The sequence below is a fragment of the Acetobacter pasteurianus genome (assembly GCF_009914215.2).
In the GTDB taxonomy this organism is placed as follows: Bacteria; Pseudomonadota; Alphaproteobacteria; order Acetobacterales; family Acetobacteraceae; genus Acetobacter; species Acetobacter pasteurianus.
In genome coordinates, this window is record NZ_CP039846.2 from 926,149 (window position 1) to 942,088 (window position 15,940).

General features: G+C 54.8%; 15 protein-coding genes. 4 read left to right on the forward strand and 11 right to left on the reverse strand.

Annotation, left to right across the window (positions count from 1 at the left end; translation table 11 throughout):
* Positions 1-145: 145 nt before the first annotated feature.
* Complete coding sequence (locus FCN51_RS17765) at positions 146-1,105, forward strand: DMT family transporter (protein ID WP_160256501.1); 960 nt, start codon at positions 146-148, stop codon at positions 1,103-1,105.
* Positions 1,106-1,114: 9 nt separating this feature from the next.
* Here the strand turns inward: FCN51_RS17765 and FCN51_RS17770 are convergent, their stop codons facing one another.
* From FCN51_RS17770 to FCN51_RS17810, 9 genes are all read right to left on the reverse strand, one after another.
* Positions 1,115-1,285 (reverse strand): DUF1328 domain-containing protein, encoded by a 171-nt coding sequence (locus FCN51_RS17770; protein ID WP_003623804.1) that lies wholly within the window; start codon positions 1,283-1,285, stop codon positions 1,115-1,117.
* Between the two features lie 132 nt (positions 1,286-1,417).
* The gene (locus tag FCN51_RS17775; RefSeq protein ID WP_160256502.1) at positions 1,418-2,176 is read right to left on the reverse strand and encodes a hypothetical protein; all 759 of its coding nucleotides are present in this window, start codon (positions 2,174-2,176) and stop codon (positions 1,418-1,420) included.
* Positions 2,177-2,297: 121 nt separating this feature from the next.
* Positions 2,298-3,875: a bifunctional phosphoribosylaminoimidazolecarboxamide formyltransferase/IMP cyclohydrolase gene (gene purH, locus FCN51_RS17780; protein WP_160256503.1), complete on the reverse strand. Its 1,578-nt coding sequence runs from the start codon at positions 3,873-3,875 to the stop codon at positions 2,298-2,300.
* Positions 3,876-3,973: 98 nt separating this feature from the next.
* Positions 3,974-4,711 (reverse strand): tRNA (guanine(46)-N(7))-methyltransferase TrmB, encoded by a 738-nt coding sequence (trmB, locus tag FCN51_RS17785; RefSeq protein ID WP_003623812.1) that lies wholly within the window; start codon positions 4,709-4,711, stop codon positions 3,974-3,976.
* An 18-nt stretch (positions 4,712-4,729) separates the two neighbouring features.
* The gene (metK, locus tag FCN51_RS17790; RefSeq protein ID WP_035362213.1) at positions 4,730-5,917 is read right to left on the reverse strand and encodes a methionine adenosyltransferase; all 1,188 of its coding nucleotides are present in this window, start codon (positions 5,915-5,917) and stop codon (positions 4,730-4,732) included.
* 190 nt (positions 5,918-6,107) lie between these two features.
* Positions 6,108-6,887, reverse strand: a complete 780-nt coding sequence (dapB, locus tag FCN51_RS17795; RefSeq protein WP_160256504.1) for a 4-hydroxy-tetrahydrodipicolinate reductase — start codon at positions 6,885-6,887, stop codon at positions 6,108-6,110.
* Positions 6,888-6,893: 6 nt separating this feature from the next.
* On the reverse strand, positions 6,894-8,036 hold the full coding sequence (gene dnaJ / locus FCN51_RS17800; protein ID WP_003629720.1) for a molecular chaperone DnaJ: 1,143 nt from the start codon (positions 8,034-8,036) through the stop codon (positions 6,894-6,896).
* 155 nt (positions 8,037-8,191) lie between these two features.
* Positions 8,192-10,096, reverse strand: coding sequence for a molecular chaperone DnaK (gene dnaK, locus FCN51_RS17805; protein WP_003623819.1), 1,905 nt, complete (start codon positions 10,094-10,096; stop codon positions 8,192-8,194).
* A 205-nt stretch (positions 10,097-10,301) separates the two neighbouring features.
* Entirely contained in the window at positions 10,302-10,898 is a 597-nt protein-coding gene (locus FCN51_RS17810) for a nucleotide exchange factor GrpE (RefSeq protein ID WP_035362208.1), read from the reverse strand.
* A 193-nt stretch (positions 10,899-11,091) separates the two neighbouring features.
* Between FCN51_RS17810 and FCN51_RS17815 the strand changes: the two genes are divergently transcribed.
* Together FCN51_RS17815 and FCN51_RS17820 are read left to right on the forward strand one after the other, a co-directional pair.
* Positions 11,092-11,805, forward strand: a complete 714-nt coding sequence (locus tag FCN51_RS17815) for a response regulator transcription factor (RefSeq protein ID WP_003623821.1) — start codon at positions 11,092-11,094, stop codon at positions 11,803-11,805.
* A 9-nt stretch (positions 11,806-11,814) separates the two neighbouring features.
* Entirely contained in the window at positions 11,815-13,617 is a 1,803-nt protein-coding gene (locus tag FCN51_RS17820) for an ATP-binding protein (RefSeq protein ID WP_124294950.1), read from the forward strand.
* A gap of 20 nt (positions 13,618-13,637) precedes the next feature.
* Here FCN51_RS17820 and FCN51_RS17825 read toward each other — a convergent pair whose 3' ends face one another.
* Positions 13,638-14,036, reverse strand: coding sequence for a RidA family protein (locus FCN51_RS17825; protein WP_003623823.1), 399 nt, complete (start codon positions 14,034-14,036; stop codon positions 13,638-13,640).
* Positions 14,037-14,300: 264 nt separating this feature from the next.
* On the opposite strand from FCN51_RS17825, the gene rapZ reads away from it, so the two are divergent.
* Entirely contained in the window at positions 14,301-15,281 is a 981-nt protein-coding gene (gene rapZ, locus FCN51_RS17830; RefSeq protein ID WP_160256505.1) for an RNase adapter RapZ, read from the forward strand.
* A gap of 23 nt (positions 15,282-15,304) precedes the next feature.
* Here rapZ and FCN51_RS17835 read toward each other — a convergent pair whose 3' ends face one another.
* Positions 15,305-15,913, reverse strand: coding sequence for a YqgE/AlgH family protein (locus FCN51_RS17835; protein WP_003623828.1), 609 nt, complete (start codon positions 15,911-15,913; stop codon positions 15,305-15,307).
* Between the last annotated feature and the right edge of the window lie 27 nt (positions 15,914-15,940).

Below are 15,940 nucleotides of genomic sequence, written 5' to 3' on the forward strand. Positions count from 1 at the left end.
CACAATGCGTTGCACGCAAGCGTGTAGCTGATACCCACAAAAAGCATAGTGTCTGCCCCAATACTCTTTTAGACAGGCACCAACCTTTCTCCGGCAAACCAAAGCTGGAACAGGCTTTTTCCGGTTTTTTACATGGTAGAATAGAATGACGTCTTCCCGCTCTCTTACCCTTGGTGTGCTGAATGGTATGGGAAGCGGTGCGTTATGGGGCACTGTATTTATTATTCCCCTGCTTCTACATGATTTTACATCTCTGCAAATGACAGCCGGGCGTTACATTGTTTACGGCCTGATCTCTCTGGCCTTGCTATTACCCCGTTGGAATATTCTTAAAAACATTCTGGGAAAAGCCGAATGGATTGCGCTTATCCGCTTATCTATTCTGGGCAATGTTCTGTATTACATTCTACTTTCCACCGCCATTACAACCGTAGGCGGCCCCGTAACCACGCTTATTATTGGTTTTTTACCCATTGCCGTGCTGGTTATGGGCATACGGGCCGGTAGTAGCATCCGTGTCAAACGGATTGCTGCCCCCATGAGCCTCAGTATTATTGGCATTCTGCTTATTGTTTCGCGCAGTTTTACGGCTCATGCCACAGCCACTCCGACGCATTCAGTTGCTTTTTCCACCCAGATTATTGGATTGTTCTGCGCTGTAGGAGCCTTGGCATCATGGACATTGTATGCCGTTGAAAACACACGCTGGCTGTTAAAAACCTCTACGGTGAGTGACCATGACTGGTCCCTGCTGACAGGCGTTGTGACCGGCGCACTAGCCCTTGTGCTGGTTATTCCCGCTTTTGTTTTTCATGCTGCGCCCCATGCTTGGCTAGATTGGGCACGTTTTTGGGGCGTATGTAGTGCTACGGCGCTTTTGGCTTCTGTAGTCGCCAACGGGTTATGGAACCGAGCCTCCCGCCTGCTGCCGCTCACACTTTCTGGACAGATGATTATTTTTGAAACGCTGTTTGCTCTGCTTTACAGCTTTGTATGGGCGCATCGCTGGCCAAGTATTGTAGAATTTTGCGCCATTATCTGCCTGATAACAGGTGTGCTGTGGTGCACGGCAGCCCACCGTACACCACACAACACATCTGAATAAAAGCTGAAATCAGGTTCGGGGTGTGCGGCCAAAAAAGAGGCTGATCACCAGCAGCACTACAAACACAAACAGCAGAATTTTCGCTATTTCTGTAAAGTTGCCTGCCGCGCCAGAAAACCCGAATATGGATGCCAGAAGGGCAAAAATTAGAAAAATCAGAACCCAGCGTAAAATAGCCATCTACTTTCTCCCTTCCGTCACACGTCAACGCGTATGACTGTTAGTGGCCTGTAGTAGAAAGACTAACGCACAAAAGCGGCAACAGTTTGCTGTTACCGCTTTGAGCTTACGCTGTACGCCTCTAGGGCGGCTTTAGTGTTCTTCTGCGCCGGGAATAATATCATAAGCTGGGCTACCGGCAGGTGGCCCGGGTGGCGGGGCATCACCTACCGCAATACCTACCATCTTTTCGGCTGATGCACCAATTTCTCGCGCATCAATGGCCGTGCCAAGTTCACCACTGCTGCCTGTGCCAACAGCATAGAGCATTTGGCCCGGTGTAAGCAGATTAGCCACGCGCGTAGCTTCACGCGGAGCAATGCAAATAACGGAGTGATCTTTCAAAATCACACCGGAAAGTTCCCCATTGGCATTGTAAAGCTGCTGCCAGATTTCGCCATGCAGCACCAAATCGGGGCCAGCAATCATTTCTGTAGAATGCACGGGCATGGCAATAAAGTTATCCTGCATGCCACGGCCACGCGGGCTGGTAATTCCAAATGCCCGAATAATAGGCAGTGTGCGGCCTTTTAACCCGCGGATGGAAATAGCATCCCCCGGTTTAACCAGACCAGCCAATGCATGCGTTTGTTCAGGAGAAACAAAAACCTGCGTGCCATCTTCCAGCACCAGCCCAAACACACCCCCGTGAGGGGATGGCAGAAACTGCGCGACCTTAGCGCTAAAGGAAGGCAAGCCAGAAAGATCATACACACCATCTGCCTGCTTTTCTGTGTGTGTCTGCCGAGCAGAAAAGGACTCTGCCTTGGTGGCAGGCGTTTTATGTGCTGGCGCGGCTACAGCCACGGAAGACACGAATAATGCAGCAGACAAAAAAAGCAGATAGCGCATAGCCCAACCGATTATGAAACGCCGCCCCCGCCCATATGTGCACGGGGGACAGCATTGCGTGAGATTCGTGGCCCTATTCTTTGCCACGAACTGTCATTCCCGCAAGAGCGGGAAAAGCGTGTCAGTGGCGGAAATGGCGCATACCAGTAAACACCATGGCAATACCGGCAGCATCTGCTGCGGCAATCACCTCGTTATCACGGATGGAACCACCGGGCTGGATAACCGCTGTGGCCCCAGCGGCAACAATGGTTTCCAGACCATCTGCAAACGGGAAGAACGCATCAGACGCAGCAACAGAACCCTGCGTAAGCGGCGTGTCCTGCCCGGCAGCCTTTGCAGCCTCACCACTTTTGGAAGCCGCAATACGCGCAGAATCCACACGGCTCATCTGGCCAGCGCCAATGCCTACCGTGGCGCCATCCTTGGCATACACAATAGCGTTGGACTTAACGTGCTTAGCCACACGGAATGCAAAGATCAGATCCTGCATTTCCTGTTCCGTAGGGGCGCGCTTTGTCACCACCTTCAGGCCTTCACGGCTGATCTGGCCGTTATCACGCGTTTGAGCCAGAAAACCACCGGCTACGGAACGCACCACAATGCCTTCTGCCGCAGGGTTAGGCAGGCCACCGGTTAGCAGCAGACGCAGGTTCTTTTTGCGGGACAGAAGCGCCTTGGCATCTTCTTCCGCATCCGGAGCCACAATCACTTCTGTAAAGATGGTGGAAATTTTTTCTGCCGTGGCAGCATCCAGCGTGCGGTTAAGGGCCACAATGCCCCCAAAGGCAGAAACCGGATCGCACCGCAGGGCCTGATCCCACGCAGATGTTAGTGAAGGTGCAACAGCCACACCGCAGGGGTTGGCATGTTTTACAATTACAACGGCTGGGCTATCAAATTCGGCAACAGCCTCAAACGCAGCATCGGTATCATTAATGTTGTTGTAGGACAGAGACTTGCCCTGCACCTGCTGTGCCGTTGCCACGCCCGGGCACACTGTGCCATCGCGATAGAAAGCAGCCTTCTGGTGCGGGTTTTCACCGTAACGCAGAATTTCCGCACGCTGGCCAGCCATAATAAACCGTTCGGGGAAAGGCTGCTGAGCCTGCTTAGCAAACCATGCAGCAATAGCGGCATCATAAGCGGCAGTACGGGCATACGCAGCACCCGCATAGGCACGGCGCATTTCCAGTGTGGTGCCACCATCACCCAGCGCATCAATCAGCCCTTCATACTGGGCTGGGTCTGTCAGCACCACCACATGGGCGTGATTTTTGGCGGCAGCGCGAATAAGTGCCGGGCCGCCGATATCAATGTTTTCAATGCAAGTATCTGCATCTGCGCCAGAAGCAACCGTTTTTTCAAACGGATACAGATTTACAGCTACCAGATCGATCGGGCCAATACCGTGTTCTTCCATCTGGGCCACGTGGGCTGGCAGATCACGCCGGCCCAGAATGCCGCCATGAATTTTGGGTACCAGTGTTTTTACCCGGCCATCCAGAATTTCGGGGAAACCTGTGTAATCCGAAACTTCCGTAACAGGGATGCCCGCATCGCGCAGCGCCTTGGCAGACCCCCCGGTAGAAAGAATTTCCGCTCCCTGCGCTGCAAGAGCGCGGGCAAGATCAAGCAGACCCGTTTTATCGGAAACAGAAACAAGGGCACGACGGATAGGCAGCGTCGTCTGGCTCATGGCGGACCTTTCGCATGGCAAAAACGTAATGCGGGCTGATGAACCCACATGCCACATGCAGACCATCAGCCGAGGGGTGAAAAACGACAAAACCCGCCTTAGCGGCGGGTAAATGTCCAGTACATAGGCTGGCGGCCAGCAGCAATGGCCTTGGCCTCATACCGTGTGGGGAACCAGCCTTCTGGCCGGGTTAAAACGGGTTCGGGCGCTTCAAAGTAATCCTGAGCTGCCATAACTTCCTGCACCCATGCCTGATAGGTAGGATCATCACTGGCAACGCGCCATACGGCACCGGGCTTAAGCACACGTGCAGCCAACGCCACATTTTGCGGATGCACAAAGCGCCGCTTGGCATGGCGTGCCTTGGGCCACGGATCTGGGAACATCAGGAACAACCTGTCCAGACACGCATCGGGCAGCACATTCAGCACTTGCCGGGCGTCATCATCCCACAGCCGCAGCATTTCTGGCACGGGAGCCGTTGCTTCCTCCCCCACCGGCACAAGGCGGCTTAACAGGGAGCACAAACCGTTATGGAAAACTTCGGAGGCAATGTACCCCACTTCGGGGTGCGCATTGGTTTGGGCAAGCACGTGCTCACCACCACCAAAGCCAACCTCAAACCAGATCTGTTCTGGCTTATGGCCAAAAACAGAAGCCGGATCTGCCGCGCGTTCTAGCGGAAAGCGCATACGCGGCAGGGTTTCATCCAGCAGCCGTTCCTGACGAGGGCGCAACGGATGCCCACGCTGGCGGCCGTACAGCCGCTCCGGCGGAGGTTTAACATCTGTTACCACAGGCTGACCATTTTCAGCCGAACCTTTAGCCTCCGCCATGAACAGAACGCCCTAAACTTAGCGGTTCAGCGCGCTACGCAGGGCATCAACCAGATCGGTCTGTTCCCACGTAAAGGTGTCCAGCTTTGCATCTGGCGTGCGGCCAAAGTGACCGTAAGCAGATGTTACAGCATAAATCGGACGGTTCAGGCGCAGGTGCTTACGGATACCACGCGGGGTGAGATCCATAACTTCACGCAGAATATCACCCAGACGGTTTTCATCCACGTCCTTGCCGGTTTCATCCAGATCCACATAAACGGACAGCGGATGAGACACGCCAATGGCGTAGGAAAGCTGAATGGTGCAACGGTCTGCCAGACCAGCGGCCACAACGTTTTTGGCCAGATAGCGGCAAGCATAGGCTGCGGAACGGTCAACCTTCGTGGGGTCCTTACCGGAGAATGCACCACCACCATGCGGGGCTGCACCACCATAGGTATCCACAATGATCTTACGGCCTGTCAGCCCGCAGTCACCATCCGGGCCACCAATAACGAACACACCCGTGGGGTTGACGTAGAATTCTTTTTCCGGCGGCACCCAGCCTTCGGGCAGCACATTCTTAACCACCTGGCCCAGACGACCACGCAGTTCTTCCTGATTCACACCTTCATCATGCTGGGTGGAAATCACCACGGAGGTGGCACCAACCGGGCGGCCATTGACGTAACGCAGGGTTACCTGGCTTTTGGCATCCGGCTGCAGGCCAGCCACAATCGGGTCACCCGCACGGCGCAGATCACGCATTTCATGCAGAATGCGGTGCGCGTAGTAAATGGGAGCTGGCATAAGGGTATCGGTTTCGTTCGAGGCATACCCGAACATGATCCCCTGATCGCCTGCGCCTTCATCTTTCTCGGCTGCGCTATCAACGCCTACCGCAATATCGGCAGACTGCGCATGCAGGTAATTGGCAGCTTCCGCACGGCGCCAGGAAAAACCTTCCTGATCGTAACCGATATCTTTGACAGCTTCGCGCGCCAGTTCAATCAGCTTGTCCGATGTAACGGAAGATGGGCCACGTACTTCACCCGCAAGAATGATGCGGTTGGTGGTTACCAGCGTTTCACAGGCAACGCGGGCTTCCGGATCTGCCGCAAGATAAGCGTCCAGAACGGTATCGCTGATCCGGTCAGCAACTTTATCGGGATGGCCTTCGGAAACAGACTCCGAAGTAAACAGAAAATCGCCGTCTTTACGCATGATGGTGCCGTTTGCCCCACGCACTGTGAAAAAGGAAACAGAAGCCCGCCCTAAAAAAAAGGGGGACGAGGTCGTATGAAGGGATAGAAAGCAGCGGTCAAGAGTATTGACCAAACAGGCCAACCAGAATCGCCGTTTTCAGCCTTGCGCCCAACGCGGGGCGGACACTGCCCGCCCCTTTGTTCTGGCATTATAGCGGGGGCAGACCCAGCACATCTTCCATGCTGTAAAGACCGGGTTTGCGCCCTTTTACCCACTTGGCTGCACGCACCGCACCCGTAGCAAAAATGCGCCGGTCAAAGGCGCGGTGGCCCAGAATGATCTGCTCATCGGCTGATGTGAACAATACTTCATGTTTGCCCACAATCTGCCCGCCACGTAAGGCTGCAAAGCCAATGGCCCCTTCCTTACGGGGCCCTGTATGGCCATCACGCCCGCTTTCCCGCACGTCTGCCAGCTTTACACCACGCCCCTGTGCCACGGCCTCACCAATAGCCAAGGCCGTACCAGATGGTGCATCCACTTTCTGCCGATGATGCATTTCCACAATTTCAGCATCATAGGAGTCTGCTGGCAGTACGCGGGCCATCATCTGCGCCAAACGCTGCACTAATGTGACGCCTGGAGAGTAATTGGCAGCATGCACCACAGCAATTTTTTCTGCCGCTTTGTTCACGGCTGACTGCTGCTCTGCTGAAAGACCAGTTGTGCCCAGCACCCATGCCGTACCCGCTGCGGCCAGAGCCTGCGCGTTCGGGATAACGGTATCAGCGTGGGTGAAATCAATCACCACATCGCTGTTAGCTGCAAGCTCGGCCATATCCTTAAACAGCGGCACACCTTGGGGCAGACCACTGGCTGCTTCCGGCTTGCGTGTTGTGCCGCCAGAAAGGGTTGCCCCTGCGGCCTGCACTTCCTCCACTAGCAAACGGCCCACGCGCCCCGTTATGCCTGCAATACCGATACGCATGAGCGCTTATTCCTTCCCTTCAAAAAAGTCCCGAACACGGCGGAAGAAGCCCGTATGTTCGGGGCTCTGCTTCACATCCTCACCGGCTTCTTTTTCAAATTCTTCCAACAGTTCACGCTGGCGCTTGCTGAGGTTTTGCGGCGTTTCCACCGTAACCTGAATGTACATATCGCCACGAGCGGTAGAGCGCAGAACCGAGAAGCCTTTGCCGCGCAGGCGGAAATGTGCACCGGTTTGCGTGCCAGCCGGAATTTTCACCTTGGTGCGGGAGCCATCAATAACAGGCACTTCAATTTCTGTGCCCAAAGCAGCCTGCGCCATGCGCAACGGCACGCGGCAATAAATGTTGGCACCATCGCGCTGGAAAATACCATGTTCCGTAACGGAAACATGGATATACAGATCACCCGGCGGCACACCGTTGCCTCCGGCCTCTCCTTCACCAGAAAGACGGATGCGGGTGCCATCTTCCACACCGGCAGGAATCTGCACTTCAACCGTGCGTTCCTTTTCCACTGTGCCTTCGCCGTGGCAAACCTTGCAGGGGTTTTTCACCACCTTGCCTGCGCCATGACAGGTTGGGCATGGGCGTTCCACAACAAAGAAGCCCTGCTGCGCCCGCACCTTGCCTGCGCCGTGACAGCTTGGGCAGACTTCAACGCCCGATGCGCCATCATCAGAGCCGGTGCCGTGGCAGGCTTCGCACGCCACGCGGGTTATCACCCGCACATCTTTCTTTACGCCGCTGAAAGCTTCTTCCAGCGTGATTTCAACATGAGTCTGGATATCGTTGCCGGTGCGGGCACGGCCACCGCGGCGGCCACCCATCATATCACCAAACATCTGTTCGAAAATATCGCCCAGACCACCGCCGCCAAAGCCACCGCTAAAGTCAAACCCGCCGGGGCCAGGGCCACCGCCTTCAAACGCGGCATGGCCGTACTGGTCATACGCAGCGCGCTTTTGTTCGTCCTTCAGGATATCGTAGGCTTGGTTGATTTCCTTGAACTTGGCTTCTGCTGCATCATCCCCGGGGTTCCGATCTGGATGATACTTCATGGCCAGCTTGCGATAGGATTTCTTGAGTTCATCGGCCGTGGCTGTTCGGGAAACTTCAAGAATTGCGTAGTAATCGAGCTGAGTGGCCATGGAAGTCCTCTTGTCGGGGGCTGCCTCTAAAGCATGAGCACAGCATGTGTCCGAAACAACAAAAAGCGCCCGCCTTACAATGAAGCGCGGACGCCAGAAATAAAGTAAAGGGTGACTATGTTTGTCACATAGTCACCCTTGTGCATAGCGTCCGATCAGGACTTCTTGGTGTCGTTCACGTCTTCAAAGTCGGCGTCAACGATTTCTTTTTCGTCCGGCTTTGCTGCTTCTGCTTCTGGAGCAGCTTCACCAGCCTGACCAGCCTTGTAAGCAGCTTCACCCACCTTCATGGCTGCCTGTGTCAGACGTTCGGTTGCGCTTTTCAGAGCTTCTGCGTCTGTGCCTTCCATAGCGGCCTTAACAGCAGCAATGGCGCTTTCAGCTTCGCTCTTTTCAGCGGCCGGAACCTTGTCACCAGCTTCGGTCAGAGACTTTTCAGTCTGATGCACCAGAGCTTCGGCATTGTTACGCAGTTCTACCTGCTCACGCTTGGCTTTATCGGCTTCAGCGTTGGCTTCAGCGTCCTTCACCATCTTGTCGATATCGGTATCGGACAGACCACCAGAAGCCTGGATCTTGATCTGCTGTTCCTTACCGGTTGCCTTGTCCTTAGCAGACACAGACACAATGCCGTTGGCATCGATATCGAAGGTCACTTCAATCTGCGGCACGCCACGCGGAGCTGCGGGAATACCAGTAAGGTCGAAGTTACCCAGCAGCTTGTTATCGGCTGCCATTTCGCGTTCGCCCTGATAGACCTTAATGGTCACAGCGCTCTGGTTATCTTCCGCCGTGGAGAACACCTGGCTCTTCTTGGTCGGAATGGTTGTGTTGCGGTCGATCAGACGGGTGAACACACCACCCAGCGTTTCAATACCCAGAGAAAGCGGCGTTACGTCCAGAAGCAGAACGTCTTTAACATCACCCTTCAGAACGGCACCCTGAATAGCAGCACCAATGGCCACAACTTCATCGGGGTTCACGTTACGGGCAGGGTCTTTACCAAAGAAGCCTTTAACCGTTTCGATAACCTTAGGCATACGGGTCATACCGCCAACCAGAATGACTTCGTCAATCTGAGAAGCAGACAGGCCAGCATCTTTCAGCGCTGCCTTACAGGGTTCCAGCGTACGCTGTACCAGATCGTCCACAAGGCTTTCCAGCTTGGCGCGGGTCAGCTTCAGAACAAGGTGTTTCGGGCCAGACGCATCAGCCGTGATAAACGGCAGGTTGATTTCTGTTTCCTTGGAAGAAGACAGTTCGATCTTGGCTTTTTCTGCTGCTTCTTTCAGACGCTGCAGAGCCAGCTTGTCAGACCGCAGATCAATACCCTGTTCGCGTTTGAACTCATCTGCCAGATAGCCGATGATGCGGTTATCAAAGTCTTCACCACCCAGGAACGTATCACCATTGGTGGATTTCACTTCGATCACGCCATCGGAAATTTCCAGAACGGAAACGTCAAACGTGCCGCCACCAAGGTCATACACAGCCACGGTGCCGCCGCTTTTCTTTTCCAGCCCGTAAGCCAGAGCAGCTGCTGTGGGTTCGTTGATGATACGCAGCACTTCAAGGCCGGCAATCTTACCTGCATCCTTGGTGGCCTGACGCTGGGCATCATTAAAGTAAGCCGGAACAGTAATAACGGCCTGAGAAACTTTTTCACCCAGATAGGATTCAGCCGTTTCCTTCATCTTGCCCAGAACGAAGGCGGAAATCTGTGAGGGGGCATATTTTTTGCCGCGCGCCTCAACCCATGCATCGCCGTTGTCACCCTGAACAATGGCGTAGGGCACCATTTCCTTGTCTTTCTGGACTGTCGGATCATCAAAACGACGACCGATCAGACGCTTAACAGCGTAGAAAGTGTTGGCCGGGTTGGTAACTGCCTGACGCTTTGCAGCCTGCCCCACCAGCATTTCACCACCTTCGGTGAAAGCTACCATAGACGGGGTGGTACGTGCGCCTTCGCTGTTTTCAATAACCTTAGTTTCATTACCTTCACGCACTGCAACGCAGGAGTTGGTCGTACCAAGGTCGATACCAATAACTTTACTCATTATATATTCCCTTTCAGCGACCCCATCTGGCCCGAAGCACCAGAAAAGGCCCTTGCTTTCATTTACCCGCCCGCTCTGCCCATAACGGGGTAAAAGCAGGCCTGAATGATAACCCTGATGTATGGTGGCGTTTTCTCTTTTTCAAGAAGGGAAAACACCTTGGCGGGCAGGATTTTTTACCTGCCGCCATGCCGTAACCTCCTGATCAGGAAGCCTTGGCAACCACCACCATGGCTGGCTTAAGCAGGCGCCCGTGCAGCGTCCATGTTGGCGTCCATGCCTGCATGACCGTACCGGGTTCGTGCTCAGCACTCGGCTGTTCTGCCATTGCCTGATGCAGGTTGGCATCAAACGGCTTGCCTGCCGGGTCATCACACTTGATGCCGTGACGTTCCAGAATAGAAATGAAGGAGCGTTCCGTGCTTTCAATGCCTTCACGCATTTTGGTCAGCACAGAATCTTCGCCTTCCTGCGCAGGTGGCAGGCTGGCCAGCGCACGGCGCAGGTTTTCTGCCGCTTCCACCACGTCACGCGCAAATTTCTGCACGGCGTACTGGCGGGCATCATCCAGATCACGCTTTGCACGAGCGCGCAGGTTCTGGTTTTCAGCCTCTGAACGCAGCCACTTTTCTTTAAAGTCAGCAGCGGTCTGCTCAAGTTCCTGAATACGCGCTTCCGGGCCGCTTGGCTGACCGTTCTGCGCAGCTTCAGCAGCGGCTTCGTGTTCCGGAGCCGTCTGCTCGGCCGGGGCCGGCTGTGCTGCCGGCGTTTCGACCTGTGTGGGATCTGTATCTTGGGTCATGCCTTTTGAAGTAAGCAACACAAACGCCGCCGACAAGACCCGCCACCCCTGCCATGTGCATGATTTTATGCCCTATCTACACAATACAGAAAAAAGCTGGCCGATTCTGGACAGGGGCACTTGGCAGGATAGGATGGCAGGGCCTAGTCTATAGGGCTTGCTCGCATGGCAGCAGGGAAGGACAACGCAGACAATGACAGAGCGCACCAAGCAGACAATTGCGCTGGTGGATGATGACCGCAATATCCTGACATCGGTGCAGATGACGCTGGAGGCAGAAGGCTTCAATGTTCGCACATATACAGATGGCGAATCGGCCTTGCAGGGTTTAACGGCTTATCCGGTTGATCTGGCTGTTCTGGATATCAAGATGCCCCGCATGGATGGCATGGAACTTCTGCAACGGTTGCGCACCCGCTCCAACCTGCCTGTCATTTTCCTGTCCTCCAAGAACGAGGAAGTTGACCAGCTTATGGGCCTGCGCCTTGGGGCGGATGATTACATCACCAAGCCGTTCTCCCAACGCCTGCTGCTGGAACGCATTCGTGCCCTTCTGCGCCGGAATGAAGTGAGCCGTGCAGAAGCCAATGGGGAGCCTACGGGCGGCGCATTGGTGCGTGGCAACCTTTCCTTGGATGAGCTGCGCCACAAATGCACATGGAAAGGGGAAGATGTGCCCCTGACCGTAACGGAATTTCTGCTGGTAAAAACACTGGCCCAGCGGCCCGGACTGGTGAAATCCCGCGATCAGCTGATTGATGCTGCGTATGGGGACACCGTGTATGTGGATGACCGCACCATCGACAGCCATATCAAACGTGTACGCAAAAAATTCCGCCAGGTGGATGACGAATTCAACCAGATCGAAACCCTGTACGGTATCGGTTACCGATATCGGGAAGACTGATCGCGGTTCATGACCAGCCAGCCCGCCCCTTCTTTTTTTAAGGCGCTGGCAGGCCGCATTGGTGGCCTGCATTATCTGTCCATGCCGGGCAACAAACCCCGCAAAGGCAGTATAGAAGCCACAGCGGCTTATCAGGCCTCTCGCACACGGCTGATTTCTCCGCTGATGCGGCGGGTCTTGCTGGTTAACATTCTGCCAATTGCCCTGCTGGGCGTGACCATTCTGTTTCTGAACCAGTTTCGGAACGGCCTGCTGGCAACAGAAGTTACCGCCCTGCGTGAACAGGCCCGGATTTATGCGGGCGCATTGGGGCAAAGTGCCGTACGCGCCGCACACCCCCATGCTACTAATCCGCAGGACCGTGACTATGTGCTGGAAGAATCTCTGGCCCGCCCACTGTTGCTGCGGCTGACAGAACCAAGCCCCAACGCCCATGCCCGCCTGTTTGGGCCAGATGGCCGCTTGGTGGCTGACAACCTGGCAGACTGGCCTGAAACAGCAGAACCTGCCCCAGCCACACCGCGCAATGAGCAACGTGTTAAAACCATTCCTTTTCCACCGGCCACGCAGCCCGGCATTTATGAACGGTTTCTGACATGGCTATGGGGAAGCCATAATTCGGGCATTGTCACGCTGAATACGGATGAGGAAGATATTCCTGCCCGGCCCTCCGGCACAGCTGTCGGCACAAAAGGCGCACCGCCGCCACCTCCGCTGGAAGCACCGCCCTATATCCGGCGTACCGCACGGGGTCGCCTGATTATTACGGTAGCTGAACCTGTCATGCATGATGGCAGCACCATTGGCATTATTCAGCTAACCCGCGTGGCCTCACAGGTTGATCGGTCCCTGTTTGCCATTCGGTCTTCCATTCTGTCCGTTTTTCTGATGGCTCTTGTGCTGACGGTACTGCTCTCGTGGTACCTCTCTCTCACCATTGCGCGGCCACTGTTGCGGCTGGCCGCATCAGCACAGGTTATGCGTGATGCAACAGGCCGCACTGGCACCGTGCCCGCACGACTGCTGGCCCGACGTGATGAAATTGGTGATGTGGCACGTGCCCTGCAAGCCAGCGCACAAGCACTCTGGAAGCGTATGGACGCCATTGAACGCTTTGCCGCTGATGTCAGCCATGAAATTAAAAATCCGCTGTCCTCCATCCGCTCGGCCATTGAAACACTGCTGCGTATTGAAGACCTGAACCAACAACGCCGCCTGCTGACCATTATCAACGATGATGTGCGCAGGCTGGACAGGCTGATTACCGATATTTCAGACGCCAGCCGTCTGGACGCCGAAATGTCGCGCGCAAAGGCCGAACCTGTTGCCATTGCACCGCTGCTTTCTGTTTTGGCAGAAATTCAGCAGGCTACCCGGCAAGATGGGCAACCCATTGTGCAAACAAATGTGCAGGGTGATACCCCAGAAAGCCCATTGGAAGTTCTGGCTGTAGAAGATCGTCTTGTGCAGGTTTTGCGCAACCTGATTGGTAATGCCATTTCCTTTTCTCCGCCCAACGGCCACATCACGCTCTCAGCTATGCCAACAGGCAAGATGGTCACCATTTCTGTGGCAGATGAAGGCCCGGGCATTCCGCAGGCCAAGCTGGATTCGATTTTTGACCGCTTTTATTCCGAGCGCCCGAAGAATGAAAATTTCGGCCAACACTCAGGCTTGGGGCTTTCCATCAGCCGTCAGATTATAGAAGCCCTGCACGGCACGATTTCCGTTGATAATCTGCACAACCAGAATGGGCAGGTTATCGGAGCCTGTTTTACCATTCAGCTCCCACGGGTCATTGTCACTCGTTAGCCCGGTAAAACAGAGTGCATTCAGAAGGCGTAATCTTCTTCCTGCGCTTCAGCCACTTCTTCCTGCACAACCAGCTCAAAAATAATTTTGGGCTGGGAAGAAGGCGCATCCTTTAACCACATCAGTGTCATGATTGGGGAAATGGAAGGAAAAAACTGCCGAAAAACGGGAAAACAGGACGGAAAATTTTCGGCATCAGCAACTGTGCAGAGAATATGGGTAACATCATGCAAGGCATGCCCCTGTTGGGCCAGAAGCTCTACCCCCTGCTCCAGTGCTGCACGGCACTGCTCAGCCATATCAAGCCCTTTGATATGCGGCGCCGTTATGCCTGAAAGAACAAATCCGCCCGTTATATGTTTAAGATGTGGTGTATGCTGTTTCACCAAAGCCCGATCTGCCTGTTGTTTTTGCGTCATGACAATGTCAGGACGTAAGGCAAGAATGAACAGACCGCAATTTTCTCTTTCGTAACAAACGCCTTGTTTTACGTCACAAAACGCAACGATGTGTTACGAAGTGATGCCTGCCTTGAGGATAATGCCTTCTCACAACGGGCCAAACTGCAGTAAAGTGGCTGAGCAAAGCACTTAACAGGTTTACTGGCTGATTCCGGGTTCTGGCATCTTTCTGCATCATCAACCAGCACCTGCCAGCCTCAAGATGGAGAGGAAAAGCCGTTCATGGTTACGGCAGATGATACGCCCGCACCACGCCGCATTCTGCTGGTGTCCGGCCTATCTGGGGCGGGCAAATCCTCTATCCTGCGGATTCTGGAAGATCTGGAACACGAAGTTATCGACAACCCACCACTTGGGATGTTGGATGATATTGTTGCCCGTGCAGAACGCCCTGTTGCCATTGGGGTAGATTCCCGCACCCGTGGGTTTGATGCTTCCGCCGTGCTGGAAGCCATGGCCCGCCTGCGCATGAACCCGCACCTGCGTGTTGAACTGATTTATGCCACAGCAGATGAAAGCGTGTTGCTACGCCGCTATACGGCAACACGCCGCCGCCATCCGCTGGCACCGCACGGCAGTATCAAAGAAGGCATTGAAGAAGAAATAGCCCTGACAGCTCCGCTACGGGCTGCGGCTGATCTGGTGATTGATACAACAGATATGCCCCCGCCGGAGCTACGCCAGTTTGTAGAAAGCCGCTTTAGCCCGTGGACAGGTGGGGCGCAGGAAGGCCTGACTGTAGCGCTGATGTCCTTCGCCTACCCGGCGGGCCTGCCGCGTGAAGCTGATATTGTTTTTGATGCCCGCTTTTTGCGCAATCCGCATTATGTGCCGGAACTGGCCCCAAAAACCGGTTTGGATGCTGACGTAGCAGAATATGTGGCTGAAGACCGCGATTACCTGCCCTTCCTGAACCAGATTCATACCATGCTGCAACTGGTGCTTCCGCGCTTTGTACAGGAAGGCAAGAAATACGCCACCATTGCCATTGGCTGTTCAGGCGGGCGGCATCGCTCCGTAACCATTGTGGAAGCCTTGGCCAAAAGACTTTCCGCGCCTGACGGAATGGGGAAGTATGAGGGCGCGGGAAAATGGCCCATCATGGTCATGCACCGTGAACTGGCCCGGCAGGGCATTACCTCTTGGCGTTGGGCCAGAAAACCTGTGGAGCCTGCCTTGTCTGATTCTTCACGCACACTCTAATTCCAGACGGAAACATACTGCCCTCAGGCATGGCCCACCTGTCCGCTCAAGCGCAATGGGTCGATATTGATAGAAGCCAAGGCACGCCGCCATTTGGCTGCATGGTCGCTCCCAAACACAATATCCCGCGTGGCGGGTGCCACCAGCCAGGCATCCTGCTGAAGAATTTCTTCTTCAAGCTGTCCGGCTGTCCAACTGGCATGGCCCATAGCCAACAAGGCTTCTTGCGGGCCTTTGCCTGCGGCAATTTCCTTCAGCACATCCACGCTGCCTGTCAGGGCAACATTTGGGCTGACACTCAGGCTATTTTCCCCTTCCCATTCAGCGGAATGCAGCACAAGACCCCGCCCTGCATCTACCGGGCCACCTGCACACAAACCAATCCGCCGGACCGGGGGCATGGGCTGGATATCAAGTTGGGCTAGCAATTCATCAAAGCTGGCCACAGCCAAGCGCTTGTTCACCACCAACCCCATTGTGCCCGTATCTGGCGCATGCGCGCAGATATAAATCACACTCTGAGCAAAAGGTGTTTGCGCCAACATGGGGGAAGCCACCAGCAACATACCTGCGAGAGAATGTGTTTCTTCTGGCTCGGATGGCGCAGAAATAGAAGAATTTACGGATATCATACTCAGAATATGAGAAGCGCCTCTTTT